Below are 24700 nucleotides of genomic sequence, written 5' to 3' on the forward strand. Positions count from 1 at the left end.
CAAGGGCACTGCCCGAGGTCTGTCAGGATGGATACATGGGTCATCCGGTGGAGCGAGAGTCTGGAGCGGCGACAGGGTCCGAGCTCCCGCCGGGTCAGCGGCTCCAGCGTGGCTGGCCGGTCACGCACTACGGACCCGTCCCGAAGTTCCGCCCCGAGCGCTGGGAGTTCCGGGTCTTCGGTGTCACCGCCGACGGCGACAAGCACACCTGGGGCCACGAGGAGTTCACGGCCCTGCCGTACACCACCGTGGTGGCCGATCTGCACTGCGTGACGAAGTTCAGCATGACCGGCGCCGAGTGGGGCGGCGTCCCGGCCGCCGCGATCCTGGACCTGGCCCCGCCCGCGCCGGACGTCACCCATGTGATGGTCTGGGCGGAGTACGGCTTCAGCTCCAACCTGCGCCTGTCGGACTTCGCCTCCGACCGCACGATCTTCGCCACCCACAAGGACGGCGAGCTGCTCACCGCCGAGCACGGCTTCCCGGTCCGCCTGATCGTCCCCCACCTGTACGCCTGGAAGGGCCCGAAGTGGGTCCGGGGCGTGGAGTACATGACCGCCGACCGCCGCGGTTTCTGGGAGGAACGCGGCTACCACAACATCGGCGACCCCTGGAAGGAACAGCGCTACTCCTACCAGGAGGAACCGGGGGAGGGCCCGGAGCTGTAGCGCCCGGCGCCCCGGTGCGGGGTCAGGCGTCGCGCAGCTTCTTCAGCCGCTCCACGTCCGCCGCGTGCCCCTCCCGGCCGCCGGGTGTCTCGATGATCAGGGGCACGCCCTCGGTCGCCGGATGCGCCATGAGCGCCCGGAACGGCTCCTCGCCGATGTGTCCGGCGCCGATGTTCGCGTGCCGGTCCTTGTGCGCGCCCACCACGTCCTGGGAGTCGTTGGCGTGGATCAGCTTCAGCCGCCCCTCGCCGACCGTCTCCACCAGCAGGTCCAGGGTCTGGTGCATGCCGCTCGGGCCGGTCAGGTCGTGGCCGGCGGCGAAGACGTGGCAGGTGTCCAGGCACACGCCCAGCTTCGGATGGGCGTCCAGCGCCTCGAAGTACGGCCCGAAGTCCCAGGTACGCGAGCACAGCGAGGCGCCCTGCCCGGCCGTGGACTCCAGCAGCAGGAACGGGTCGTCGTCGTGGGTCAGCTCGTCCAGCAGCGGCAGCATGCGCTCGCGCACCTGCCGCAGCGCCACCGACCGCTCGCGCCCGCCGGTCGCGCTCCCCGTGTGCACGACCACGCCCAGCGCGCCGATCTCCCGCCCGCGCCGCAGCGAGTGCCGCAGCGACTCCACCGACCGCTCCACGGTCGCCTCGGTGTGCGATCCGAAGTTGATCAGGTAGGGGGCGTGGACGTACGCCGGGATCGACTCCTCGGCACAGGCCGCGCGGAACGCCTCGTCCTGCCGGGGGTTGCCGACGGGCGTGGCCCAGCCGCGCGGGTTGGCCACGAAGACCTGCACGGTCTCCGCCTTCAGCGCGCGGGCGTACGACAGCCCGACCGTGTGCAGGCCGCCGGCCACGGGCACGTGCCCGCCGACGGGGTTGCGGGGCAGGGGGACACGGGGAAGCGGCGACTGCTGGGGACTCACCCGTTCAGGGTGTCATGCCCGCCCCGGCCGCCGGACCACGGTCCCCGTCGGCCCCCACGGGGCCACGGGTCAGCGGATGGTGATCGTGATCGTCGAACCCTTGGGGGCCGTGCCGCCGCCCGGCACCGACTGCTTCTTCACGGTGTCCCCGAACAGGCCGAGCAGACCGCGGTCCTCGCTCACCTTGAAGCCCGCGCCCTCCAGCGCCTTGTGCGCGTCGGCCACGCTGTCCCCGGTCACGTCCGGCACCTGGACCATCTGCGGGCCCTTGGACAGGGTCAGCGTCACCGTGTCGCCCGTCGCGGCCTGGCTGCCGTCGCCCGGGCTCTGCCGGGCCACCTTGCCGTTGTCGTACTCGGAGTTGATCCGGTCGGGCGCGATCACGACCTTCAGCCCGGCGTCGGTCAGCGTCTGCCGGGCGTCGGCCGGATCGTCGCCGGTGACGTCCGGGACGCCGACCGGGCTGCCCTTGCTGACGACCAGCGCGATGGCGGCGCCCGCGTGCCGCTTGGTGCCCGCCTGCGGGGTCGTGCCGATCACGGAGCCCTCGGTGACGCTGTCGCTGAACTCCCGGGTGACCATGCCCGGCTCCAGCCCGTCCGCCTTCAGCAGTCTGCGCGCCTCGGCCAGCGGCCGGCCCGTCACGTCCGGCACGTTCACCGTCTCCGGGCCCAGCGAGACGGTCAGGGCCACCGCGTCGTGGCCGCGGATGCGGGCGCCGGGCGCCGGGTCCGTGCTGATGACCGTGCCGCGCTGGACGGCGTCGTTGTACTGGCGCTTGATCGGCCCGACGTCGAGCCCGGCCGCCCGCAGCCGCTCGCGCGCCTGCGCCTCGGTCTTCGACAGCAGCGGCGGGACGTGCGTGAACTGGCCGGAGTTGATGTACCAGACGCCCGTGCCCAGGCCGAACACCACCAGGACAGCGGCGATGACGGTCAGCAGCAGGTGCTTCGGGCGCCTGCGACGCGGCACGGGCGGGGCCTGGAGCCGGCTGGTGCGCTGGACGCCGTCGAGGGACTCGTGCTCGCCCACGGGCAGCGGGCGGGGCACGGTGAGCGAGCGCGGGATCACGCTCGTACGGTCCCCGGCGTTGTCGTGCTCCGCGGACAGCGCCTGGGGCGGCACCGTGTCCAGCTGCTCGGCGCTCAGCCCCTGGCGCGCCTCGCGCACCCGGGCGAGCAGCGCCACGGCGTCCTGCGGGCGGACCTCCGGGGTGCGCGCGGTGGCCGCCGCGACCAGCCGGTCCAGCTCCGGCGCGAGCCCCGGCACCAGCGCCGAGGGCGGCGGCACGTCCTCGTGTATGTGCTTGTAGAGCACCAGGGCGGGGGAGTCCCCGGAGTGCGGCTTGTCCCCCGTCAGCATCTCGTAGAACACGACACCGCACGCGTACACGTCGACGCGCGGGTCCGCCGTGCCCTGCTCGATCTGCTCGGGCGCGAGATACGACACGGTCCCGAGCACGGCGCCCGTGGTGCTGGTCACGGTGTCCACGGAGCGCACGAGCCCGAAGTCGGCGACCTTGACCCGCCCGTCGTCGCCTATCAGCACGTTCTCGGGCTTCATGTCCCGGTGCACGAACCCGGCCCGGTGCGCGGCACCGAGCGCGGCGAGGACGGGCTCCAGGATGTCGAGGGCCGCGCGGGGCTGCAGCGCCCCCCGCTCGCGCAGCACGTCGCGCAGGGTGCACCCGGCGACGTACTCCATCGCCAGGTACACGTACGACCCGTCGGTGCCCTGGTCGAAGACCTGGACGACGTTGGGGTGGGCGAGCCGGGCGACCGACTTCGCCTCACGGATGAACCGCTCGACGAAGGTGCCGTCGGCCGCGAGCGTCGGGTGCATCACCTTCAGCGCGAGAACGCGGTCCAGCCGGGTGTCCAGGGCCCGGTAGACCGTGGCCATCCCGCCGACGGCGATCCGCGCGTCGACGCGATAACGGCCGTCGAGCACCTGCCCGACGAGGGGGTCCTGAAGGGTCGTATCCACGAGAGGGGAGTCTACGAGGACCGACCGACAAACCCCGATCCGAGCCCGCCTCCCGCCGGCTACTGAAGCCGACCTGTGACGCATCCCGCACGCCCGTCCGCCTGCACGGGCGTGCGCACAGACGCGCACAGACGCGCGGAGATCTAGAACGCCGGCCGCTCGGGATCCAGCCGGGCCATCCCCTCCGTGGGGGACGACGCCTCGGCGAAGTGCCTGCGGGGGATCCGCCCGGCCAGCCGGGCCAGCCGGCCGCCCTCGACCGCATGCCTCATCGCGGCGGCCATCAGCTCCGGCTCCTGCGCCCGGGTCACCGCCGAGGCGAGCATCACCCCGGCGCAGCCCAGCTCCATGGCCAGCGCCACGTCGGACGCCGTACCGGCCCCCGCGTCCAGGATCACCGGTACGCGCGCGTGCTCCACGATCAACTGGAAGTTGTGGGGGTTGCGGATACCGAGCCCCGACCCGATCGGCGAGCCCAGCGGCATCACCGCCGCGCACCCGGCGTCCTCCAGCTTCCGCGCGAGCACCGGATCGTCGTTGGTGTAGGGCAGCACCGTGAACCCCTCGTCCACCAGCGTCTCCGCCGCCTCCAGCGTCTCCACCGGATCCGGCAGCAGGGTGCGCTCGTCGGCGATGACCTCCACCTTGATCAGGTCCGTGCCCAGCGCCTCCCGGGCCAGCCGCGCGGTCAGCACCGCCTCCCCGGCGGTGAAACAGCCCGCCGTGTTCGGCAGCACGCCGATGCCCAGCTTCTCCAGCACCGACAGCACCGAGCCGTGCACGGAGGGATCCACCCGCCGCATCGCGACCGTCGTCAGCTCCGTGCCGGAGGCGATCAGCGCCCGCTCCAGCACCTCCAGGCTGGGCGCCCCGCCCGTACCCATGATCAGCCGCGACGAGAACGTCGTACCCCCGAGGACCAAGGAATCGTCGGCCATGCTTCAGCCCCCCTGTACGGCGGTGAGGACTTCCACGCGATCGCCCTCGCCCAGCGGTGTGTTCGCCCATTGCGCACGCGGGACGACGGTTTCGTTGACGGCCGCGGCCACCCCGGAGGGCGCGGCGACCAGGGAGCGGACGACGGAGTCGAGCGCGGTGCCCGCGGCGATCTCCCGGCGCTCTCCGTTGACGGAGATCGAGATGGTCATGCGGGCTGCTCCTGAAGGACGGCGGACGTGCCGACGGCGCCGAAGCGCCGCGGTGTGAACGGGCGGGCCTCCTCCGGCAGTTCGCCGTCGGCCAGCAGCCCTGCCATGACATCGCCGGTGACCGGCGTGAGCAGCACCCCGTTGCGGTAGTGCCCGGTGGCCAGCACCAGCCCGTCCAGCCCGGACGGGCCGAGCAGCGGCGCGTTGTCCGGCGAGCCGGGGCGCACTCCGGCGCGGGTCTCGGTGAGCGGCAGCTCGGTGATGCCCGGCACCAGCTCATGGGCGTCGCGCAGCAGCTCGTACACCCCGCCCGCGGTGACCGTCGTGTCCCAGCCCAGCTCCTCGCTGGTCGCGCCGACGACCAGCTCGCCGTTCTCCCGGGGCACCAGGTAGACATGGCCGCCGCGGACGACGGCTCGCACCGTGCGGCTCAGGAACGGCGCGTACGCGCGCGGTACGGCCAGCCGCAGCACCTGCCCCTTCACCGGCCGCACCGGCGGCAGCAGCGCCTCGGGCACGCCCGCGAGCCGCCCGCTCAGGCTGCCGGCCGCGAGCACCACCTGCCCGGCGCGCGGCGTGGTGCCGTCGGCGAGGGTGACCCCTGCGGCGCGGCCGGCCGTGACGTCCAGCCTCTCGGCCCACGCGCGGTGGAACACCACGCCGGAGCGCTCGCAGGCGACGACGAGCGCCGCCGCGAGCCGCCGCGGGTCGATCTGGTGGTCGCCGTCGACCCGCAGCCCGCCGCGTACCCCGGGCGCCAGCATCGGCTCCAGGCGCCGGCACTCCCGCCCGGACAGCCACTGCGACTCCAGGCCGCAGCGCTCCTGGAGGACGTGCAGTTCGCGCAGGTGGGCACGGTCGTCGGCGTCGAGCGCGACCTGGAGGGTGCCGCAGCGGCGGTAGCCGAGGTCGTGGCCGGTCAGCTCGGTCAGCTCGGCCGCGAAGTCCGGGTAGCGGCGCGCCGATTCGAGGTTGAGGGCGAGCAGGGTCTCCTCGCCGTAGTGCAGTTCGGTGACCGCGGCCAGCATCCCGGCCGCGACCCGCGCGGCCCCGCCGCCGGGCTCGGGGTCCACCACGGCCGTGGCGAGCCCGCGTTGCGCCGCGCGCCAGGCCGTGACCAGGCCGATGATTCCGCCCCCGATGACGAGGACGTCGGACGTGTCGGACGTACGTGACGACATGGGCGTCCAGCCCCTCCCTTCGCCGGCATGACCCGGATCAGGTTCGTACGGTCGGAGGCCGCCAGCCTCCCTCTCAGCCCGGTGCGTCCGGGCTCCCGCGAGTGCTTGTACGGTGGCCACCCTAGCCCGCAGCCCGCCTCACCCGTAAGGGAGCCCCTGCCCATGGCCCGCTCGCTCGACGGACTGATCCTCGCCCCGGTCGCGGACCAAGCCCCAGGTCAGGTGGGTACGCGCACCCGGTTCCTGTACCACGAGAAGGACGGCGAGATCTGGGCCGAGTACGCGGGCGGCGACGTGGTCCGCGGCCATCTGGTCGGCACCCGGGAGGGGGACCGGCTCGACTTCCGCTACGTCCAGCTGAAGACCGACGGGACGACCTCCAGCGGCCACTGCGTGTCCACGGTCGCGGAGCTGCCGGACGGGCGGGTGCGGCTCGCGGAGACCTGGGAGTGGGAGTCGCAGGCGGGGAGCGGGACGAGTGTTGTGGAACAGGTCACCGAGCACGCCCCATGACTGACGGATTGTCACGTGTCTATGGTGATCGGGTGAGCGAGCAGACAGCGGAAGAACGCACGTCACCGGGGCGGCGCGTGGTCGTCGTCGGCGCGGGCATGGCCGGGGTGCAGACCGCGGTCGCCCTGCGCGAGCAGGGCTTCAAGGGCGCCGTCACCCTGATCGGGGCCGAACCGCACCAGCCCTACGACCGGCCGCCGCTGTCCAAGGCCGTACTCCTCGGCAAGGCCGAGGACTCCGCCTTCGAGGTGGACTTCGAGTCGCTCGGCGTGGAGCTGCGGCTCGGCTGCGAGGCGCTGGGCGTGCGCCCCGCCGCGCACGAGCTGGACACCGAGGCGGGCCCGGTGCCGTACGACGTTCTGGTCCTCGCCACCGGCGCCGAGCCGATCACCCTGCCGGGCACCGAGGGCGTGCCGGGCGTGCATCTGCTGCGCACCCTGGACGACGCCGAGCGGCTGCGGCCGGTCCTGGCCGAGCAGCACGAGATCGTGGTCGTCGGCGCCGGCTGGATCGGCGCCGAGTTCGCCACCGCCGCGCGCGCGGCGGGCTGCGCCGTCACCGTCGTCGAGGCCGCCGACCGGCCGCTCGCGGGTGCCCTGCCCGCGGAGGTCGCGGCACCCATGGCCGCCTGGTACGCGGACAGCGGGGCCACCTTGCGCACCAACGCGCGCGTGGAGCGCGTCGAGCCGGGCGCGGTCGTGCTCGCCGACGGCACGCGGCTGCCCGCGGGCGCCGTCGTCGTCGGCATCGGCGCCCGCCCGGCCACCGGCTGGCTGGCCGGTTCCGGCATCGAGCTGGGCGCCCACGGCGAGATCGTCGCCGACGCCCGCCTGCTCACCAGCGTCGAGGACGTGTACGCCGTCGGCGACTGCGCCTCCTTCCCCTCGGCCCGCTACGGGGAGCGGCTGCTCGTCCACCACTGGGACAACGCCCTCCAGGGCCCGCGCACGGTCGCCGCGAACATCATGGGCGAGACCCCGACGGAGTACGACCCGGTGCCGTACTTCTGGTCCGAGCAGTTCGGCCGGTTCGTGCAGTACGCCGGGCACCACGCGGCGGCCGACCGACTGGTGTGGCGCGGCGACCCGGCGGGCCCGGCCTGGACGGTGTGCTGGCTGCGCGCGGACCGCCTGGTGGCCCTGCTGGCCGTGGGCCGCCCGCGCGACCTGGCCCAGGGACGCAGGCTGATCGAGGCGGGCCGCAGGATGGACGCGCGGGCGCTGGCGGATCCGGGCAGGCCCCTGAAGGACGCCGTCGCCGAATAGCACACCCTCCCACACCCTCCCGCCTGGACCTGCCTGACTTCCGACTGTCAGCGGGGGATGGCAGGCTTGTTCACGTGACCGAGATTGACGCAAAGATCGATGCTCTCGTCCCCGCCTGGCTCACCCTCCCCGACATCGCCGAGATGCTCGGCGTCGAGGTGACGCGTGTGCGGCAGCTGGTCAAGGAGGGCCAGCTCATCGCCGTACGCCGAGGGGAGAACCGGGCGCTGCACGTCCCCGCCGCCTTCATCGACGGGGACAAGGTCGTCAAGGGCCTGACCGGGACCCTGACGCTCCTGCGGGACGACGGCTTCACGGACGAAGAGATGCTCGAGTGGCTCTTCACTCCCGACCCGACCCTGCCCGGCACCCCCGCGCAGGCCCTGAGCGAGAATCGCGGCACGGAGGTGAAGCGCCGCGCCCAGGCGCTCGCCGTCTGAGCCGAGCCCTACCACGAGGGGGCGTACGGGCCGCAGCCGTGAGCAGTGGCCCGTACGCCACCCCGACGTCCGTCAGCGACACCGACCCCGGGGGGACCCACGCATGTCCGACATCGCACGCACCGCGCTCGCAGGCGCCCGCCTGTACCTGTGCACGGACGCGCGCAGGCGCCAGGGCGACCTGCCCGAATTCCTGGACGCGGTCCTGGCCGGCGGTGTCGACATCGTGCAGCTGCGCGACAAGGGCATGGAGGCCGCCGAGGAGCTGACGCACCTGGAGGTCTTCGCCGACGCCTGCGCCCGGCACGGCAGGCTCCTCGCGGTCAACGACCGCGCGGACGTCGCCCACGCCGCCCGCGCCGACGTGCTCCACCTCGGCCAGGGCGACCTGCCCGTCCCCGCGGCCCGCGCCGTCCTCGGCGACGAGGTGCTGATCGGCCGCTCCACACACGCCGGGTCCGAGGCCGCCGCGGCCGCCACGCAGGACGGCGTGGACTACTTCTGCACGGGCCCCTGCTGGCCCACCCCCACCAAGCCCGGCCGCCACGCCCCCGGCCTCGACCTGGTGCGCTACACGGCCGCCCTCGGCACCGAGCGCCCCTGGTTCGCCATCGGCGGCATCGACCTCGGCAACCTCGACGAGGTGCTGCAGGCCGGCGCCCGCCGGGTGGTCGTCGTCCGCGCGATCACGGAGGCGGACGACCCGGGTGCCGCCGCGGCCGAGTTCGCCAAGCGGCTGCGGCAGCTCTGAGGTCCGGCGCGGGTGATGCCGGGCCGGCCCTGTCCATGAATTTGTCCAAGGGGCGGACAGGAGAGCGACAATTCGGGCAAATTTCCGGCACCCGGTTGGGGGACCGCCGCCCCCTGGCTAACCTGCCCGTATGGCCCTCGGAACCGCATCCACCAGGACTGATCGCGCACGCACCGTGCGTGACATGCTCGCCGCCGGCAAGACGACGTACTCGTTCGAGTTCTCCGCGCCGAAGACCCCCAAGGGCGAGCGGAACCTGTGGAGCGCGCTCCGGCGGGTCGAGGCGGTCGCGCCCGACTTCGTCTCCGTGACCTACGGCGCCGGCGGCTCCACCCGCGCGGGCACGGTCAAGGAGACGCAGCAGATCGTCGCCGACACGACGCTCACCCCGGTCGCCCACCTCACCGCGGTCGACCACTCCGTCGCCGAGCTGCGCAACATCATCGGCCAGTACGCGGACGCCGGTATCCGCAACATGCTCGCCGTGCGCGGCGACCCGCCCGGCGACCCCATGGGCCAGTGGGTCCAGCACCCCAAGGGCCTGGCCTACGCGGCCGATCTCGTCCGGCTCATCAAGGAGTCGGGCGACTTCTGCGTCGGCGTCGCCGCGTTCCCGGAGATGCACCCGCGCTCCGCGGACTGGGACACCGACGTCGCCCACTTCGTGGACAAGTGCCGCGCCGGCGCCGACTACGCCATCACGCAGATGTTCTTCCAGCCGGAGTCGTATCTCCGGCTGCGCGACCGGGTGGCGGCCGCGGGCTGTGACACCCCGGTGATCCCCGAGGTCCTCCCTGTCACCAGCGTGAAGATGCTGGAACGGTTGCCCAAACTCAGCAATGCGGTCTTCCCGGACGCTCTGAAAGAGCGGATCCTCACAGCGAAGGACGATCCGGCGGCGGTACGCTCCATCGGTATCGAGTTCGCCACGGAGTTCTGCGCTCGGCTGCTCGCCGAGGGAGTGCCCGGACTGCACTTCATCACGCTCAACAACTCCACGGCGACCCTGGAAATCTACGAGAACCTGGGTCTGCACCACCCCCCGCAGGCCTAGACCGGCCGCACCGCGATAGGACACACTGCGTAGCGGTCACTGGGAGAGGGGCGTACATGGGCTGGACGGTCCTCTACATCGCGTTCGGTGTCGTCGCGCTGTGGTTGCTGGGCGAAGTGCTGCTTCAGTACAAGGCGCGGCTGCGGTGGCGGCTGCTCGCCTTCGCCGGGTTCCTCGGTGTCGTGGTCGGTGTGCTGTTGCCGTCCGTGATCGTGATCGGCGTGGGCGCCATCGCCTTCGCCGTCGGCCAGACCTACGTCACGCTGTCGTTCCGCCGCGGCTTCGCCGCCGGCTGGGCGGTCAAGCGGCCCGACGGCGAGAGCGACGCCGGCAGCGTCGGCAGCAAGCGCCGCCGCGGCAGGGCGGACCGGCAGGACCCGACGCTGGAGGTCTCCGACGCGGAGCCCGCCGCCCACGAGGACGAGCACGAGCCCGGGCAGCCCGGCTACGCGCAGGGCCACGAGGGCTACGACGACTACGACCGCGACGACGTCTTCACCCCGGCCCGGCCCGCGGAAAGTACCGCCGTCTACGAGCCCCAGCCCATGCCCGAGGACACCGGCTCCTACGGCGTCTACGGCGAGACCGCCACCCACGCGGCCCAGCCCCAGGGCACCGGCCAGCAGGCCTACGCCTACGATTACTCGGGCTACGGTCAGCAGGGCTACGGCTACGCCGCCGGCGATCAGCAGGCCTACGCCAACTACTCCGACCCGTACGTCGGCAGCCAGCCCTACGGCGGCGGGTACGACGCGGGCTACGCCGGGCAGTACGGCCAGCAGGGCTACGCCCAGGACCCGTACGCCGGTGGCGGCTACGGGGAGACCCCGCCCGGCGGGGTGTGGGTGCCGCAGCAGCGCACCGACGAGGCCTACGGCGGCGAACTCCCGCAGGAGCAGCCGTACCCCTACCAGGGCCAGGCGCACGGCCACGCGCAGCAGCCGCAGCCCGGCGCCGGGTACGACGAGCAGTACCGTTTCTGAGGCCGTTACCGCGCCTCGGGCCCGGGCCGGCTCACTGGGAGCCGCGGAACTCCGGGCCCTCCACGATCAGCCCCGCCACCAGCGCACCCGACATGCCCGCGTGCGCCAGGCCGCCGCCCGGGTGGGACCAGCCGCCGACCCGGTACAGCCCGGGCAGCCGGGTGGTGTTCGCCGGGTGCAGGTAACGGCCCCGGCCGGCGGCCAGCGCGGGGGCCGGCACCGCGCCGAGGAAGGCACTCGTCTCGTCGTCGGAGTCGTCCGGCGTGCGCACCTCCTGCCACAGGACGCGGTCCCGCAGGCCCGGTATCGCGGCCCCGGCGGCGTCGAGGAGATGGTCCGTGTACCGCCGGACCATGCCCTGGTCGTCCCAGTCGACGGCGCTCGGCACCACCGCGGACAGCACCATGGACTCGTGCCCGTCGTCCGGTCGGAGCGCGGGATCGTCGGGGCGCAGCACGGTCACCGTGGGCCACGGTGGCCGGTCCCCCTCCGCCGAGGCCAGGAAGTCCAGCTCGGACACCGGGTCCGGCGCGTGGACGACCGTGCGATGCGCGGCCCCGGCCTCGCGCCCGCCCCGCAGGGCCAGCAGCACGGCGAACCGCCCCGGACGGGTCGTGAACGGGTCGGCCCGGACATCTCCGTCCTGGTCGAGCGGACGATCCGTCATCACCTTCAGCCGCGCCGGGTCCACGTCCGCCACGACATGATCGGCCTCGGCCACCGTGCCGTCCCGCAGCTCCACGCCCGTGGCCCGCCCGTCCTGGTCCAGGATGCGCATGACCTCCGCGTCGAAGACGAACTCCACCCGCCGCTTCACACACCGCTCGTACACCGCCCGCGCCAACTCCCGGATGCCGCCGCGCACATACCAGGTGCCGAAGGCGTGCTCCATGTAGGGCAGCACGGCGGCGCTCGCCGGGGCGGTCCGCGGATCCAGGCCGTGGGCGAGCGCGCTGCTCGCCAGCAGGGCCGCCAGCCGCTCGTCGCGCAGCTCCCAGGCGCCGATCTCGGCCAGCGTGCTCGCGCGCCGCGTGCGCAGCAGCCGCTTGTGCGGGACGCCCGGGTACGGCTCCTTGTCGGCCAGCACCCGCCAGTTGGGCCACAGCGGCTCCTCCAGAAGCGGCCTGCGCGTGCGGTCCCAGGCCTCCCGCGCCCGTACCAGGAAGTCGCCCCAGCGCTCGCCCGCGCCCGCGCCCAGCGCCCCCTCCAGCGCCGAGACCACACCCGCGCGCGAGGCGTTCGGCACCGACACCTCCGTGCCGTCCGCGAAGACGTGCCGCGCGGACGGGTCGACCTGGACCAGCTCGACGCAGTCCTCCAGCGGCTCCTTGCCGGTCTTGACGAACAGATCGCGGTACACCGCGGGCAGTGTCAGCAGGCCCGGGCCGGTGTCGAAGGCGAACCCGTCCCGCTCCAGACGGCGCACCGCACCGCCGTACGTGTCCGTCCGCTCGTACACCGTCACCCGGTGGCCCGCGACGGCCAGCCGGGCGGCGGCCGCCATCGCGCCCATCCCGGCGCCGATCACCACAATCCGTGCCATGCCTGCGACTTTATCGACCGCCACTGACAATCCCGCCCGCGGGCGGCCCCCGTACAGGTCAGGGCGCCCGTGAGGCGAACCGGCGCTCCTCCCGGCGCTGGGCGCGGCGGCGCAGGAAGCGCCGGATGCGGGAGACCAGGAGGACCAGCACGGTCAGCCCGCCGGCCAGCAGGACGGCCGCGACGAGCGCCGCCGCCCGCGGGTGGAACATCGCGAGCGACACGACGCCGCCCACGCCGAGATCCTCGGCGAGGCTGAGCACGACGTTGCTGAACGGCTCCGGTGAGGTGTTGACCGCCATCCGCGTCCCGGCCTTCACCGTGTGGCTGGCCAGCGCCGTCGAGCCGCCGATCAGACCGGCCGCCACGTCCGACACCGAGCCGCTGTGCCCGGCGAGCAGGGCGCCCACCCAGCCGCCCGCGAGCGGCCGGACCACCGTGTGCACCGAGTCCCACACCGAGTCGACGTAAGGGATCTTGTCGGCGACCGCCTCGCACAGGAACAGCACGCCGGCGGCGATCAGCACCTCGGGACGCTGCAGCGTCTGCGGGACGTCGTCGCTCACCCCCGTCAGGCCGAACAGGCCGAGGAGCAGCACCACCGCGTAGGCGTTGACGCCGCTGGCCCAGCCGCTGGTGAAGACCAGGGGGAGTACGGACACGGACGCGATCGTAGCCAGGCGCGGGCCCGCGGGCGTGGGCACGCGCGCGTACGGCTGAGTATCCGTACCTAGGCGGCGAGATGAGTACCCGCGCGGATGGGCCGCGACCCGTGCGGACGGGACAGTGGAGGCACGGCAAGGGGGCGCGGCCCGGCACCGCCGACACGGGGCGGCGGAACGGCGCCCGCCACCTGGCCGCTCCTTCCGCCGATCCGTCGGCGGAAGCGAGACGGGGGCCCGGGGGAACGACCGCCCACGGGGGACCGACGGGGGAGAACCGTACGGGGAGTACGGGGAGCAAGGGGAAACCGGGGGAACAAGGGGAACGGGAAGGCGCCGGTCCGGCAAGGGACCGGCGCCTTTCCCCTGCTCTGCGACGGCGGCGCTCAGCCCCCGCCGCTCACGCGTCCCTGGAGCAGTCGGGACAGGGCCGCGTGGACGTCGTCCAGGGAGCGCTCCGGCTGGAAGGCCTTCCAGTCCAGCGCGGCCACCAGGACCATGCCGACCAGCGCGGCCGCCGTCAGCGGGACGTCGATCTCGTCGCTGAACTCCCCGCCCGCCACGCCCTCGCGCAGCACCCCCTCGACCACCGCGACGGCCTCCTGACGGACCACCATCAGCGTGGACTGCCAGGCCCGGTTGGTGCGCCAGAGCTCGGCCACGTACAGCTGGGTGAAGGCCGGGTAGCGGTCGATGAAGACCAGGCCCGCGCGGACCATCGCGTCCAGCGCGTCCACCTTGCTGCCGCCCACGCGCGCGGTGTCCTCCGCGGCCTCCTTCAGGGAGGCGGTGAGCAGGCCCACACCGTGCCGCAGCAGTTCCTCGAAGAGGACCGACTTGCTCGCGAAGTTGTAGTAGACCGTGCCTTTCGCGACCCCGGCCCGCTCGGCGATCTCGTCCACGGTGGTGGCGGAGAAGCCCTGCTCGGCGATGAGCGTGACGGCCGCCTCGTAGAGCTTCTGCCGGGTGGCCTCGCGGCGCGTGCTGCCGCCGGACCTGGCGCTGCTGCTTTCCATGGCCCCGATTCTCACAGGTACGCGCGCGTGCCGAGTCTCCTCGGGGATCACAGGCTCAGCTCCGGGTGCAGCCGGTCGAGCGTCCACACCTGGCGGCGCCGGGCCGCGACGGCGGTCAGCGCGAGCGCGCCCGCGGTGAACGCGGCCAGCACGGCGCACGCCTGCCAGACCGGGCCGAGCCCGCCGCCCGTGATCAGCCGGCGCAGCGCCCCCACGATGTAGCTCATCGGCAGGAACGGGTGGATCGCGTTGAAGAAGCCCGGACTGGTCTGCACGGGGTACGTGCCGCCCGCCGAGGTCAGCTGGAGCATCAGCAGGGCCAGCACCAGGATCCGGCCCGCCGCGCCGAAGCGGGCGTTCAGCCACTGGACGATCGCCCCGAAGCACGCGGTGACCAGGAACAGGAAGCCGACCGTGCCCGCCGCGTGCAGCATCTGGAGGCCGATCGCCCAGTGCAGCACGGCCATCAGCGCCGCCACCTGGAGCACGCCCACGGCGACCACCGGCAGCCAGCCGGCGAGCGCGATCCGCCAGGCCGGCGAACCGGCCGACAGGGCACGCCGGTTGAGCGGCTGGATCAGCATGTAGGCCACCATCGCGCCCACCCAGAGGGACAGCGGGATGAAGTACGGGGCGAACCCGGTGCCGTAGTTCGGTGCCTTGTGCAGGTCCTGGGAGGCCAGCTGGACCGGATCGGCCATCACGCCCGTGCGTGCGTCGCGTTGGCCCTTGTCGTAGTCCGGGATCTTCTTCGCCCCGTCGTGCAGCCCGCCGGCGAGCCGGTCGGAGCCGTCGGACAGTTTGTACATGCCGCCGTTCAGGGTCTGGGCGCCGGTGGCCGCCGTGCCGATGCCCCGGTCGAGCGTGTCCGCGCCGGTCCGGGCGGTGCCGAGGCCGGCGTGCAGCTTCTTGGCGCCCGCGGCGACCTTCTGGGCGCCGTCGTTCAGCTCGTCGATCTTCTTGACGGCGTCGTCGACGTCCTCGGACAGGTGCGGTGCGCGCGCGGCGAGGGCGTCGGCCTGCTTCTGGAGGGTGCCGAGGTTGGCCCGCATCGTCCTCAGGTCGCCGTCCTGGTCGGCGACCAGCGTGTCGAGGTCGTCGGCGACGGTGGCGACCTCGTCGGCGGCCGTCCTGGCCCGCTTGAGGTCCGGGCAGACGGGGTCCGGGAGGACGGCGGTCTCGCAGCGCGCCTTGTAGATCTCGTCGAGGAGGGCGGCGGAGCCGTGCGCGGTCTTGTCGGCGACGGGCGCGAGCTTCATCAGGACGTCGAGGTTGTCCTTGACGGTCTTCGCCGAGTCGGAGACCAGCCGGGCGGTGTCCCCGATGGTCTTCTCGTTGCCCTTCAGGAACGGTCCGGCCTTGTCGTGGACCCCGTCGACCTTGTCGGCGAGTTCCTGGGTGCCGTCGGCGACCTGCCGGGAGCCGTTCTGGAGGTCACCGGCGCCGGAGTCCAGCTTCTTCAGGCCCTTGGCCAGGCTGCCGCTGCCGGTCTTGGCGTCCTTCAGTCCGTCGGCGAGGTCCTTGGAGCCCTTCTCCGCCTTGCCGATGCCCGTGTTCAGCCTGTCGGCGCCCTCGGCGGCGGTGACGGTCTTGCCGTGGATGTCGGAGAACGAGACGAAGATCTTGTCGAGGAAGCTGCGGGAGGCCTTGGCGGAGGCGGCCGAGCGCACCTCGTTGAAGACGGTCCGGGAGATCTGGCCGACGATGTAGTTGTTCGCGTCGTTGGTACGCACGCGCAGGGCGCCGGTGACGGGGGTGTCTCCCGAACTGGACGCGATCCGGCGGCTGAAGTCGGCGGGCATCGTCAGCGACAGGTAGTACGTGCCGTTCTCGACGCCCGCGCGGGCCTCGTCGTCGCTCACCTCGTGCCAGTCGAAGGTCCGGCTGTCGCGCAGCCCGGCGACGATGTCGTCCCCGGCGGTGATCTCCTTCCCGCCCGCCGTGGCGCCCTTGTCGTCGTTCACCAGGGCGACCGGGATGCGGTCCAGGCGGCCGTACGGGTCCCAGAAGGACCACAGGTACAGGGCGCCGTAGAGCAGGGGCAGCACGAGCAGCGCGACCAGGGCGGCGCGGGGCAGCTTCCCGCGCCCGAAGCGCCTGAGTTCGAGCGCGGCCAGCCTAGGCGAGCGCATCGGCGTCCTCCTCGGTGTCGCTGGTGCCGCCGCTCCTGTCGGCCGCGGCTTCCTCGCCGGCCGGGGCCGCGGTGTCCCTCGCCCCGGTCCGCACGGCCACGCAGTCCGCGGGTGCGGTGCGGCAGACGGCCGCGACCGTCGCCCCCGTGCGCGTGACGGACCGCAGCAGGTCCCAGGCCTCGGCGCGCTCGGTGTCCGAGAGCTTCAGGTCGACGTCGTCGACACCGAGCAGCCCGGGCCGGCCGAGGAGGGCCAGGGCGATGGACAGGCGCAGCTCCTGGAGCCGCTCCAGGTCGCGGACGGCCGTCCGGGAGCCCTTGGGCAGCGTTTCGAGGTCGAGTCCGGCGGCGGCCAGCGCCGCGTCGACGCGCAGCCGCGCCTCGTGCGCGCGCTGGGGGCGGGGGCGCAGCAGCTCGCGCAGGGAGTCGCCGAACCGGCTCTGGAGCAGCGCCCGTTCGCGCAGGTGCTCGCCGACGGTCAGGGCCGGTTCCAGGTCGGTCACCCCGGCCGCGTTGGCCACCGCGCTGATCCTGCGCAGCGCGGCCATGCGCCGCGGGAGGGCGAGCCCGCCGACGGCAGCCGTGCCCTCGGTGGGCTTCATCCGCCCGGTGAGCGCGAGCAGCAGGCTCGTGCGGCCGGAGCCGGACGGTCCCTCGATCGCGATGAGCGAGCCGGGTTCCGCGTCGAAGGTGAGGCCGCGGAAGGCCCACCCCCGCGGTCCCTTGAGTCCGAGGCCCTCGGCCGTGACGTCCACGCCGTCCACAAGCCCCCCTGCCTGATCGCCGTTTTTGAACTGACTGGTCAGTGCAAAAATACGCCTGAACCTTCGATCGAAGCAAAACCCCAGGTCAGAACGGATTGTCAGTGGCATACCTCACGATGGGCACATACGGCGCACCCGTGTGAGGGCGTGCCGTCACCCAGACGACAGGAGGTTCGTCATGGCCAACCCGTCCGCCGCCGCCCGCCGGCGCCGCGCCACCGGCCCTGCCCCCTCACCGACCGGCCCGGCGAGCGACGTGCACCCCGTGCTCCGCCGGACCACGGCTCCACCCGCCGCCCTCGACCTGCTCGCCCAGGCCCGCGCGGGACTGGAGGAGACCGCCGTCCTGGAAACTCCGAACGAGCGCTATGCGACGGCTCACCTCGCCGCCCTGCGCACCGCCGCCGCCGTGCTCGCCGCCCGGGGCCGCCCCGAGACCAACCCGCGCCGCCGCGCGCGGATCCGCAGCGCCTGGGAGGTACTGCCCGAGATCGCCCCCGAACTGACCGAGTGGAGCGCGCTGTTCGCCTCCGGCGCCGCCCGCCGCGCCCGCGCCGAGGCCGGCATCCAGGGCGCGGCCGGACAGCGCGACGCCGACGACCTGATACGCGACGTCGCGATGTTCCTGCGCATCGTGGAGCGGATGCTCGTCCTCCAGCCGGTCCTGCCGCAGCCTCGCAGGGATGCCGGGGAGCCACCCGGCCCGAGCACCCGGGGAGGCCTTCCGGACGCGGGCTGACCCACGGCCCGGGGCGAGCCGGGGGCGAGCGCCCGCGGCGGCGGTCGGAGGGGCGGTCGAAGGGGACGACCGCAGCGGCGTCCGCCGTGCGAGACGCACCGCGACCTGCGCGGCCGTGGGTGACCGGCGGGGCATCCGAGGCAATAGGGTGGAGGTTGCCTGAAGCGTTCCGCCCTGCCGAGGAGTCAACTGCCGTGTCGGACCCGATGCGCCCGCCCGTCTCCCATCACCACCCGCAACGGGCGTCGCTGCGCTCCGACACCCCTCGCCCTCGCGCCTCCCTCCGTACGGCCGTGGTCTGGGAGGTCCTCCAGGACGCCCTCGACCGCCGGGTCAAGGCCACGGGACGGGACTGCCTGGACGTCCTCGACACCGGAGGCGGCAGCGGCAACTTCGCCGTGCCGCTCGCCCGCCTCGGCCACCGCGTGACCGTCGTCGACCCCAGCCCGAACGCGCTGTTCGCGCTGGAACGCCGGGCCGCCGAGGCCGACGTCGCCGACCGGGTCCGGGGCGTCCAGGGTGACGCACACGGCCTGTTCGACGTGGTCGAGCGCGGCGGCTACGACGCCGTGCTGTGCCACGGCGTCCTGGAGTACGTCGACGACCCGGCCGAGGGCGTGCGCAACGCCGTCGCCGCCCTGCGCGCGGAGGGCGTCCTCAGCCTGCTCGCCGCCGGCCTCGGCGGCGCCGTGCTCGCCCGCGCCCTCGCCGGCCACTTCACGGAGGCCCGGCAGGCGCTCCAGGACCCCGACGGCCGCTGGGGCACCGGCGATCCGATGCCGCGCCGCTTCACCGCCGAGCAGCTCACCGCGCTCGTCGAGGGCGCGGGCCTGGCCGTCGGCGCCGTGCACGGCGTGCGGGTCTTCGCCGACCTCGTCCCCGGTGTCCTGGTGGACACCGAGCCCGGCGCCCTCGACGCCCTCCTCAAGCTGGAGGCCGCCGCAGCGGAGTTGCCCGCGTTCCACTCCGTGGCCACCCAACTGCATGTGCTCGGTGAGACACCGGGTGCCGCAGGGGCCTGAGTCCACGGCCGGGACCCGCCGCTGATCAGGGCATCGACGGCGGATGGAGTACGACACAAGACCCCCGATCGTGGGGTTTGCGCCGTATGATCGAGGTACACCGCCCGGCATGACGGGCCGGTCGCAGGGGCATGGAAGCCTCAGCGAGCCGGGACGGCCATGGCGGAATCCGGTTGGCCAATTGGCGTAGAGGGGCGGGTTTCACGGGGGCGATTCCCTGCCTATCCTGAAGGGACCCCCCGGGTCGCCCCGGCGACTGCACGATGAGGAGGACTCCGTGCCGCTCTCGGAGCACGAGCAGCGCATGCTCGAGCAGATGGAGCGAGCGCTGTACGCCGAAGATCCCAAGTTCGCGTCGGCGCTTGAGGGAAGCGGTCTGCGTACGTACACCCGGCGTCGGGTCTACCAGGCGGTCGCAGGCTTCCTCGTGGGTATCGCGCTCCTCATGGCCGGAATGGTCGCGCAGCTGATCTGGGTCAGCGTGGTGGGTTTCCTCGTCATGCTGGGCTGCGCCGTACTCGCCGTGACCGGCTGGCGCAAGGCGCCGAAGCCGGGTGAGCAGCCCGCGGGCACCGCTCGCCGGCAGCCGCGTCCCAAGCGCTCCATGATGGACCGGATCGAAGAGCGCTGGCAGCGCCGCCGGGACGAGCAGGGCCGCTAGCGCCGCGCGGCGGATTCCGCCGGCACCGACAGACAACGTGCGAGGGGCGACCACCCGAGGTGGTCGCCCCTCACACGTTGTTGCGCCTCCTGGGCCGGTGGCGGCTCAGCTCTGCTGCTCCGACGGCCGGCGCAGGCTCGGCCGGACCGCCGTCACCCGGGCCCGCAGCGCCGACCAGCGGGCCGAGACCGCCCACAGCGCCCGCACCGACGAGCGGGGCAGGAACAGCGCCCGCAGCCGCGCACCCGTACCGACCGCGCCGCGCAGCCCCTCGATCACCCGGCGCACATCCTCCGCGGCTCCCGCCGCCGGGCGTGGCCGCGGCGCGTACAGCACCTGCTCCACGGCGTCCGCGACCCGGTGCACCGCCGCACCGGCCGCCGCGTCCAGCGCGCCGAGCCGGACGATCCGGTCGGCCGCTCTGCGCGCGGTCAGCGACTCGTCCGGTGTGATGCCGTGGTCCCAGGCGCTGTCCGTGAGCTCCTGCCAGGCCGCCAGGGTGTGCCGCGCCGCGCCCTCCTCGGTGCGGGCATGCGCCCCGAGCCGCACCGAGCGCACCCGCGCCCGCCACAGCAGCGGCGACAGCGGAACGGCCAGCACCACCAGCGCGGCCAACCCGATCAGCACGGCCCACCACGGGCCCGCGCCGCCGCCACCGCTCCCCGGCGCCGCCACGGCCGACGCGGTGTCGCAGCCCTGGATCTTGACCAGCGCCGCCGAGCAGCTCTCGCTCGGCGAGGCCGCCGTCGACGGCGCCGCGGACGAGTGGTGCGAGGGCAGGCCCTGGTCCGGGAGCGAGGTGCCGGGCGTGTCCGACACCGTGTACGACGGCGTGGTGCCCCGGGTCGGGGTCGGCTCGAAGCGGGTCCAGCCCACGCCCTCGAAGTACAACTCCGGCCAGGCGTGCGCGTCCCTCTGGCTCACCGTGACCGTGCCGTCGGTCTGCGGGGTGCCCGGGGCGAAGCCCACCGCGACCCGGGCCGGGATGCCGAGGGTGCGGGCCATCGCCGCCATGGCGAAGGAGAAGTGGACGCAGAAACCCTGCTTCTTCTTCAGGAAGTTGGCGATGGCGTTCGGCCCGCGGCCGACCTCCACCTGGGTGTCGTACTGGAAGCCGCCCGTGAGCGCGAAGTAGTCCTGGAGCTTGACCGCTTCCTCGTAGTGGTTGCGGGCGCCCGCGGTGATCTGCTTCGCCGTCTGCGCCACCACCTTCGGCAGCGCGGCCGGCACCTGCGTGTACTGGCGCTTCAGGACCGACGGCGGCTCCGGCGCGGCGGCCAGCTGCTCGGCCGTCGGCTGCACGTCAAGGCTGGTCACCTGGTAGGTTTCGCCGCGGGTGTTCTGGCCGTGGTCACCGACGAGGGTCATGCCGACCGGCTCGTAGCGCCAGCGGCCGGCGATCTTCACCGCGCTCGGCGGGTACGGCATCGGCAGCCAGTCCTGGGCGTACCAGTCCGCCGCCGAGATCGTCGTCGTCACCGCGCCCCGCTTGACGTCCGGGCTCAGGCCGATGGGCGTGGGGAAGGTGTCCGGCACGCCGACGATGTGCCGCTGGGCCGGTTTCCAGGTGGTGCCGTCGAAGTCGTCCAGGGAGACGATCCGCAGGTACAGGTCCGAGACGTCGTTCGTGCTGGTCTTCACGGACAGCACCTGACGGTCGTCGTTCGTGTTCAGACTGTCGCGCAGCGACACCAGCGGGTTGACCGCCGAGATGGTGCCGCCGTCGCCGTTGCCCGCACCCACCCCGGTGCCGGCGGCGCCCAGCAGGCCGCCGCTCATCGCGGGCAGGGTGAGCGGCACCAGCAGGGCCACGCCGAGCGCGAGCGCGCCGATCCGGCGTCCGCTGCGCACCGGGGCCACCGCGCCGCCCTCCGGGGCACCGGGGGAGCGGGGCCCGCCGCCGAAGACCCGGCCCCACTGCGCCAGCCGGTCGCGGCCCTCGGCGAGCAGCAGCATCAGATAGCCGGCCGCCGCCACCAGGAACCACAGCCAGTCGGCGCCGCCGCCGGACAGCCCGGCGGCCACCGAGTACAGCGCGAGCAGTGGCAGCCCGGCCGGGGCCGCGCTGCGGAAGGTCACCGCGAGGGTGTCCACCAGCAGGCCGACGATCAGGACGCCGCCGATCAGCATCAGCTTGATGCCGTCGGTGAGCGGCGCCGGTATCGCGTACTCGCTGACGTCGGTGGAGCCCTGCTGGAGCAGGTCGGCCAGATAGCGGAAGGTGCCCGGGCCCGGGATCAGCCCGATGAACGCGTGCCGGCGCGCGAAGACCAGGGTCAGCATGAGCAGGGTGACCAGCACCTGCGCGGCCACGGTCAGCGGCCGGCCGAGCGGCACCCGGCGGGCCGCCGCGCCGACTCCGGTCTGCACGGCCACCAGCGGGATCAGCTGGATCAGCCAGGTCGGCGCGGCCACCAGCGGCAGCAGCGCGCAGGAGGCCATCAGCGTGGCCGCGGCGGCGCACAGCGCCAGTCGTGCCCGCCCGCTCATCCCGAAGCCTCCCCGCGCACCGGGGCCGGCCCGGGCCATTCCCTCACGCCTCCGCCTCCCCGCGCACCGGCGCCCGACCGGAACGTTCGCTCATGCCCCCGCCCTCGGCTCACCACGGCCGCACCGCGCCGCCCGCTCATGCCCCCGTCTCCCCGCTCACGGCGGCCAGCCCGGACCGCACCCGGTCCGCCTGCTGCCACAACGCGTTCAGCGGGGCTCCGCGCGGCACGCTCAACACGGTCCAGCCCGCCTCACGCAGTACGCGCAGCCGCTCCTCGTGCCGGTCGCCCGGCCGGGGCACGTCGGTCGCCTCGCGCACCCAGGTGTCCGGGTCGAGCACGAAGGCGACGGCGCCGCCGGCACGCCGGCTCATCTTGGCGACGGTCGCGGCCTGTTCCTCGTCCAGGTCGCCCAGGAAGGCCACCAGCAGCCCCTCGTTGCCGCCGCGCAGCACGGCGTACGACCGGGACAGGCCCGTGCCGTCGGAGTGGTCGATCACCGCGAGGGTGTCCATCATCAGCCCGGCCGCGTCGGCGGTCTCCGGGCCGCTGCCCGAGAAACCGTCGCCGCCCTCGCCGGGCACCGCGCTGCCCGTGTCGGTCAGCAGCCGTACCGAGAAGCCCCGTTCGAGCATGTGCACCAGCACCGAGGCGGCGCCGGAGACGGCCCACTCGAAGGCCGAGTCGGGGCCCGCGCCCTCGTAGGCACCGCCCCGGGTGTCCAGCAGGACGGTGCAGCGGGAACGCCGGGGCTGTTCCTCGCGGCGGACCATCAGCTCGCCGTAGCGCGCGGTGGAGCGCCAGTGCACCCGGCGCAGGTCGTCGCCGTAGCGGTAGCCGCGCGGGATCACGTCGTCCTCGCCCGCGAGGGCCAGCGAGCGCTGCCGTCCGTCGCCGTAGCCCTTGGCCTCGCCGCTGAAGCGGACCGGGGGGAGCGGCTCCACGCGCGGGATGACCGTGAGCGTGTCGAACGCCGAGAAGGAGCGGGTCAGTTCGCACATCCCGAAGGGGTCGGTGAGCCGCAGCTGGAGCGGGCCCAGCGGGTAGCGGCCGCGCAGGTCGGAGCGGACCCGGTAGGAGACCTCGCGGCGGCCGCCCGGCTCCACGCGGTCCAGCACGAACCGGGGGCGCGGCCCGAGGACGTAGGGCACCCGGTCCTGGAGCATCAGCAGGCCGGTGGGCAGCCGGGAGACGTTGTCCATCCGCAGGTGCACCCGGGCCTCGCCGGCGGCCGGCACGCGCGCGGGGGCGAGCCGGCGGGTGGCGGCCACCCGGTAGCGCGTGCGGTAGAGCACGGTCGCGCAGAGCAGGGGCAGCACGGCCAGCAGCAGGCCGACCCGCAGCAGGTCGCGCTGGCCGAGGACGTACGCGCAGATCGCGGCGGCGATCCCGGCGGCCAGGAAGGAGCGGCCGCGGGTCGTCAGACCCGAAAGGGCCGTACGGACGCCGCCCGTCTCGCTCTGGTCGGCCGCCGCCTGCCCGGTCCCCCCGGCGCTCATCACAGGCTCCGCGGGGGCTGCTGGGGGTACGCCGGGACGGTGCGGCCGAGGCCGCCGAAGCCGCTCTGCCCGCCCTGCGCCGCGGGCACCGGGGTGTGCTGGAGGATCTCGTGCACGACCTGCTCGGCCGTACGGCGGTTGAGCTGGGCCTGGGCGGTGGGCAGCAGGCGGTGGGCGAGGACGGCGACGGCGAGCGCCTGGATGTCGTCCGGCAGCGCGAACTCCCGCCCGGCCAGGGCCGCGGTCGCCTTCGCCGCGCGCAGCAGATGCAGCGTCGCGCGCGGGGAGGCGCCGAGTCTGAGGTCGGGGTGCGTGCGCGTGGCGGCGACCAGTTCCACCGCGTAGCGCCGGACCGGCTCGGAGACGTGGACCCCGCGCACCGCCTCGACCAGCTTCACGATCTCGTGCGCGTGCGCCACCGGCTGGAGGTCCTCCAAGGGGCTCACGCCGCCGTGGACATCGAGCATCTGCAACTCGGCCTCCACGCTCGGGTAACCGACGGAGACGCGGGCCATGAAGCGGTCGCGCTGGGCCTCGGGCAGCGGATAGGTGCCCTCCATCTCGACCGGGTTCTGGGTGGCCACCACCATGAAGGGGCTGGGCAGTTCGTAGGTCTGCCCGTCGATGGTGACCTGGCGCTCCTCCATGGACTCCAGCAGCGCGGACTGGGTCTTGGGCGAGGCGCGGTTGATCTCGTCGCCGATCACGATCTGCGCGAAGATGGCGCCCGGCTTGAACTCGAAGTCCCGGCGCTGCTGGTCCCAGATGGAGACACCCGTGATGTCCGAGGGCAGCAGGTCGGGCGTGAACTGGATGCGCCGCACCGAGCAGTCGATGGACCGCGCGAGCGCCTTGGCGAGCATCGTCTTGCCCACTCCGGGGACGTCCTCGATCAGCAGATGACCCTCGGCGAGCAGCACGGTCAGCGCGAGCTGTACGACCTCGGGCTTGCCCTCGATCACGCCCTCCACCGAATCCCGCACCCGCTCCACCGTGGCGGTCAGATCAGTGAGGCTCGCTCGATCGTCATAGGTCGTCACCCGGCCCTCCTCGGCCCGTCTGTCCGGGCCGACGCTCTGTGACGCGTAACCGGCCCACCCCGAAACACGGACACCACGCGGGAACAGTTCCGCGTGACGTCACCCCCCGCATTCTTGCTGCCGTTACCGATTCGTGTCACTCGCCTGTGGACAACTGCCCGCACGATGTCGGTGTTACGGCCTTTTCGACCCTGTTTTCGATACAGGGACGGCGCGGAAGGCGCCGGGTT

Annotated in this window: 23 protein-coding genes and 1 riboswitch; of the genes, 10 read left to right on the forward strand and 13 right to left on the reverse strand. The window is 73.6% G+C overall.

Going from position 1 to position 24700, the window contains the following annotated elements; genetic code table 11:
- The first annotated feature begins 35 nt into the window (after nt 1-35).
- Complete coding sequence (locus tag ACZ4MF_RS01925) at nt 36-668, forward strand: sulfite oxidase-like oxidoreductase (RefSeq protein WP_467488870.1); 633 nt, start codon at nt 36-38, stop codon at nt 666-668.
- Nucleotides 669-690: 22 nt separating this feature from the next.
- Here the strand turns inward: ACZ4MF_RS01925 and ACZ4MF_RS01930 are convergent, their stop codons facing one another.
- The 5 genes from ACZ4MF_RS01930 to thiO form a co-directional block, all read right to left on the reverse strand.
- Nucleotides 691-1584: a deoxyribonuclease IV gene (locus tag ACZ4MF_RS01930; protein ID WP_467488872.1), complete on the reverse strand. Its 894-nt coding sequence runs from the start codon at nt 1582-1584 to the stop codon at nt 691-693.
- A 69-nt stretch (nt 1585-1653) separates the two neighbouring features.
- Nucleotides 1654-3570, reverse strand: coding sequence for a Stk1 family PASTA domain-containing Ser/Thr kinase (pknB, locus tag ACZ4MF_RS01935; protein ID WP_467488874.1), 1917 nt, complete (start codon nt 3568-3570; stop codon nt 1654-1656).
- A gap of 143 nt (nt 3571-3713) precedes the next feature.
- The gene (locus ACZ4MF_RS01940; protein ID WP_356020954.1) at nt 3714-4508 is read right to left on the reverse strand and encodes a thiazole synthase; all 795 of its coding nucleotides are present in this window, start codon (nt 4506-4508) and stop codon (nt 3714-3716) included.
- Between the two features lie 3 nt (nt 4509-4511).
- On the reverse strand, nt 4512-4718 hold the full coding sequence (thiS, locus tag ACZ4MF_RS01945; protein ID WP_467488876.1) for a sulfur carrier protein ThiS: 207 nt from the start codon (nt 4716-4718) through the stop codon (nt 4512-4514).
- Nucleotides 4715-5899, reverse strand: coding sequence for a glycine oxidase ThiO (thiO, locus tag ACZ4MF_RS01950; RefSeq protein ID WP_467488878.1), 1185 nt, complete (start codon nt 5897-5899; stop codon nt 4715-4717). Before thiO ends, thiS begins: the two co-directional genes overlap by 4 nt.
- Nucleotides 5897-6008: riboswitch (TPP riboswitch) on the reverse strand. (Overlaps the previous gene by 3 nt.)
- A 53-nt stretch (nt 6009-6061) precedes the next feature.
- On the opposite strand from thiO, the gene ACZ4MF_RS01955 reads away from it, so the two are divergent.
- From ACZ4MF_RS01955 to ACZ4MF_RS01980, 6 genes are all read left to right on the forward strand, one after another.
- Nucleotides 6062-6412, forward strand: a complete 351-nt coding sequence (locus tag ACZ4MF_RS01955; protein WP_467488880.1) for an avidin-fold protein — start codon at nt 6062-6064, stop codon at nt 6410-6412.
- A gap of 32 nt (nt 6413-6444) precedes the next feature.
- Nucleotides 6445-7677 (forward strand): NAD(P)/FAD-dependent oxidoreductase, encoded by a 1233-nt coding sequence (locus ACZ4MF_RS01960; protein ID WP_356020960.1) that lies wholly within the window; start codon nt 6445-6447, stop codon nt 7675-7677.
- A gap of 74 nt (nt 7678-7751) precedes the next feature.
- The gene (locus ACZ4MF_RS01965; RefSeq protein WP_158919883.1) at nt 7752-8117 is read left to right on the forward strand and encodes an Rv2175c family DNA-binding protein; all 366 of its coding nucleotides are present in this window, start codon (nt 7752-7754) and stop codon (nt 8115-8117) included.
- A gap of 103 nt (nt 8118-8220) precedes the next feature.
- Entirely contained in the window at nt 8221-8868 is a 648-nt protein-coding gene (gene thiE, locus ACZ4MF_RS01970) for a thiamine phosphate synthase (RefSeq protein WP_467488883.1), read from the forward strand.
- A gap of 130 nt (nt 8869-8998) precedes the next feature.
- Nucleotides 8999-9922 (forward strand): methylenetetrahydrofolate reductase [NAD(P)H], encoded by a 924-nt coding sequence (metF, locus tag ACZ4MF_RS01975; protein ID WP_467488885.1) that lies wholly within the window; start codon nt 8999-9001, stop codon nt 9920-9922.
- A 56-nt stretch (nt 9923-9978) separates the two neighbouring features.
- Nucleotides 9979-10905: an SCO2102 family sporulation regulator gene (locus ACZ4MF_RS01980; protein WP_467488887.1), complete on the forward strand. Its 927-nt coding sequence runs from the start codon at nt 9979-9981 to the stop codon at nt 10903-10905.
- 31 nt (nt 10906-10936) lie between these two features.
- On the opposite strand, the gene ACZ4MF_RS01985 is transcribed toward ACZ4MF_RS01980, so the two are convergent.
- From ACZ4MF_RS01985 to ACZ4MF_RS02005, 5 genes are all read right to left on the reverse strand, one after another.
- The gene (locus ACZ4MF_RS01985) at nt 10937-12448 is read right to left on the reverse strand and encodes a phytoene desaturase family protein (protein ID WP_467488889.1); all 1512 of its coding nucleotides are present in this window, start codon (nt 12446-12448) and stop codon (nt 10937-10939) included.
- Nucleotides 12449-12506: 58 nt separating this feature from the next.
- Nucleotides 12507-13109, reverse strand: coding sequence for a DUF4126 domain-containing protein (locus ACZ4MF_RS01990; RefSeq protein ID WP_467488891.1), 603 nt, complete (start codon nt 13107-13109; stop codon nt 12507-12509).
- Nucleotides 13110-13495: 386 nt separating this feature from the next.
- Nucleotides 13496-14125 (reverse strand): TetR/AcrR family transcriptional regulator, encoded by a 630-nt coding sequence (locus ACZ4MF_RS01995; protein ID WP_467488893.1) that lies wholly within the window; start codon nt 14123-14125, stop codon nt 13496-13498.
- 47 nt (nt 14126-14172) lie between these two features.
- On the reverse strand, nt 14173-16257 hold the full coding sequence (locus ACZ4MF_RS02000; RefSeq protein WP_467488895.1) for a YhgE/Pip family protein: 2085 nt from the start codon (nt 16255-16257) through the stop codon (nt 14173-14175).
- Nucleotides 16244-17020, reverse strand: coding sequence for an ATP-binding cassette domain-containing protein (locus ACZ4MF_RS02005; RefSeq protein WP_467488897.1), 777 nt, complete (start codon nt 17018-17020; stop codon nt 16244-16246). The genes ACZ4MF_RS02000 and ACZ4MF_RS02005 overlap by 14 nt, the downstream gene beginning before the upstream one ends.
- A 178-nt stretch (nt 17021-17198) precedes the next feature.
- Here ACZ4MF_RS02005 and ACZ4MF_RS02010 point away from each other — a divergent pair, with 178 nt between their 5' ends.
- The 3 genes from ACZ4MF_RS02010 to ACZ4MF_RS02020 all read left to right on the forward strand — a co-directional run bounded on the left by ACZ4MF_RS02010 (nt 17199) and on the right by ACZ4MF_RS02020 (nt 19442).
- Nucleotides 17199-17759 (forward strand): SAV_6107 family HEPN domain-containing protein, encoded by a 561-nt coding sequence (locus tag ACZ4MF_RS02010; protein ID WP_356020982.1) that lies wholly within the window; start codon nt 17199-17201, stop codon nt 17757-17759.
- A 194-nt stretch (nt 17760-17953) separates the two neighbouring features.
- Nucleotides 17954-18781 (forward strand): class I SAM-dependent methyltransferase, encoded by an 828-nt coding sequence (locus ACZ4MF_RS02015; protein ID WP_356020984.1) that lies wholly within the window; start codon nt 17954-17956, stop codon nt 18779-18781.
- Nucleotides 18782-19058: 277 nt separating this feature from the next.
- Nucleotides 19059-19442: a DUF3040 domain-containing protein gene (locus ACZ4MF_RS02020; protein WP_358650293.1), complete on the forward strand. Its 384-nt coding sequence runs from the start codon at nt 19059-19061 to the stop codon at nt 19440-19442.
- Between the two features lie 105 nt (nt 19443-19547).
- Here ACZ4MF_RS02020 and ACZ4MF_RS02025 read toward each other — a convergent pair whose 3' ends face one another.
- From ACZ4MF_RS02025 to ACZ4MF_RS02035, 3 genes are all read right to left on the reverse strand, one after another.
- Nucleotides 19548-21932: a transglutaminase TgpA family protein gene (locus ACZ4MF_RS02025; RefSeq protein ID WP_467488900.1), complete on the reverse strand. Its 2385-nt coding sequence runs from the start codon at nt 21930-21932 to the stop codon at nt 19548-19550.
- 136 nt (nt 21933-22068) lie between these two features.
- Nucleotides 22069-23430 carry a DUF58 domain-containing protein gene (locus tag ACZ4MF_RS02030; RefSeq protein ID WP_467488902.1) on the reverse strand — a complete coding sequence of 454 codons (1362 nt, stop codon included), beginning with the start codon at nt 23428-23430 and terminating at the stop codon, nt 22069-22071.
- Nucleotides 23430-24470, reverse strand: coding sequence for an AAA family ATPase (locus ACZ4MF_RS02035; protein WP_467488904.1), 1041 nt, complete (start codon nt 24468-24470; stop codon nt 23430-23432). Before ACZ4MF_RS02035 ends, ACZ4MF_RS02030 begins: the two co-directional genes overlap by 1 nt.
- Nucleotides 24471-24700 lie beyond the last annotated feature (230 nt).

The organism is Streptomyces sp. NPDC025793 (assembly GCF_055558375.1).

Excerpts from the sequence above, each read along its gene's own strand:
- ACZ4MF_RS01995 (WP_467488893.1), bottom strand. The coding sequence starts at position 14,125 with ATGGAAAGCAGCAGCGCCAGGTCCGGCGGCAGCACGCGCCGCGAGGCC.
- ACZ4MF_RS01985 (WP_467488889.1), bottom strand. The coding sequence starts at position 12,448 with ATGGCACGGATTGTGGTGATCGGCGCCGGGATGGGCGCGATGGCGGCC.
- ACZ4MF_RS01940 (WP_356020954.1), bottom strand. The coding sequence starts at position 4,508 with ATGGCCGACGATTCCTTGGTCCTCGGGGGTACGACGTTCTCGTCGCGG.
- ACZ4MF_RS01980 (WP_467488887.1), top strand. The coding sequence starts at position 9,979 with ATGGGCTGGACGGTCCTCTACATCGCGTTCGGTGTCGTCGCGCTGTGG.
- ACZ4MF_RS02025 (WP_467488900.1), bottom strand. The coding sequence starts at position 21,932 with ATGAGCGGGCGGGCACGACTGGCGCTGTGCGCCGCCGCGGCCACGCTG.
- ACZ4MF_RS02030 (WP_467488902.1), bottom strand. The coding sequence starts at position 23,430 with ATGAGCGCCGGGGGGACCGGGCAGGCGGCGGCCGACCAGAGCGAGACG.
- metF (WP_467488885.1), top strand. The coding sequence starts at position 8,999 with ATGGCCCTCGGAACCGCATCCACCAGGACTGATCGCGCACGCACCGTG.
- ACZ4MF_RS01925 (WP_467488870.1), top strand. The coding sequence starts at position 36 with ATGGGTCATCCGGTGGAGCGAGAGTCTGGAGCGGCGACAGGGTCCGAG.
- ACZ4MF_RS02010 (WP_356020982.1), top strand. The coding sequence starts at position 17,199 with ATGGCCAACCCGTCCGCCGCCGCCCGCCGGCGCCGCGCCACCGGCCCT.
- ACZ4MF_RS02000 (WP_467488895.1), bottom strand. The coding sequence starts at position 16,257 with ATGCGCTCGCCTAGGCTGGCCGCGCTCGAACTCAGGCGCTTCGGGCGC.
- thiE (WP_467488883.1), top strand. The coding sequence starts at position 8,221 with ATGTCCGACATCGCACGCACCGCGCTCGCAGGCGCCCGCCTGTACCTG.
- ACZ4MF_RS01955 (WP_467488880.1), top strand. The coding sequence starts at position 6,062 with ATGGCCCGCTCGCTCGACGGACTGATCCTCGCCCCGGTCGCGGACCAA.
- thiS (WP_467488876.1), bottom strand. The coding sequence starts at position 4,718 with ATGACCATCTCGATCTCCGTCAACGGAGAGCGCCGGGAGATCGCCGCG.
- thiO (WP_467488878.1), bottom strand. The coding sequence starts at position 5,899 with ATGTCGTCACGTACGTCCGACACGTCCGACGTCCTCGTCATCGGGGGC.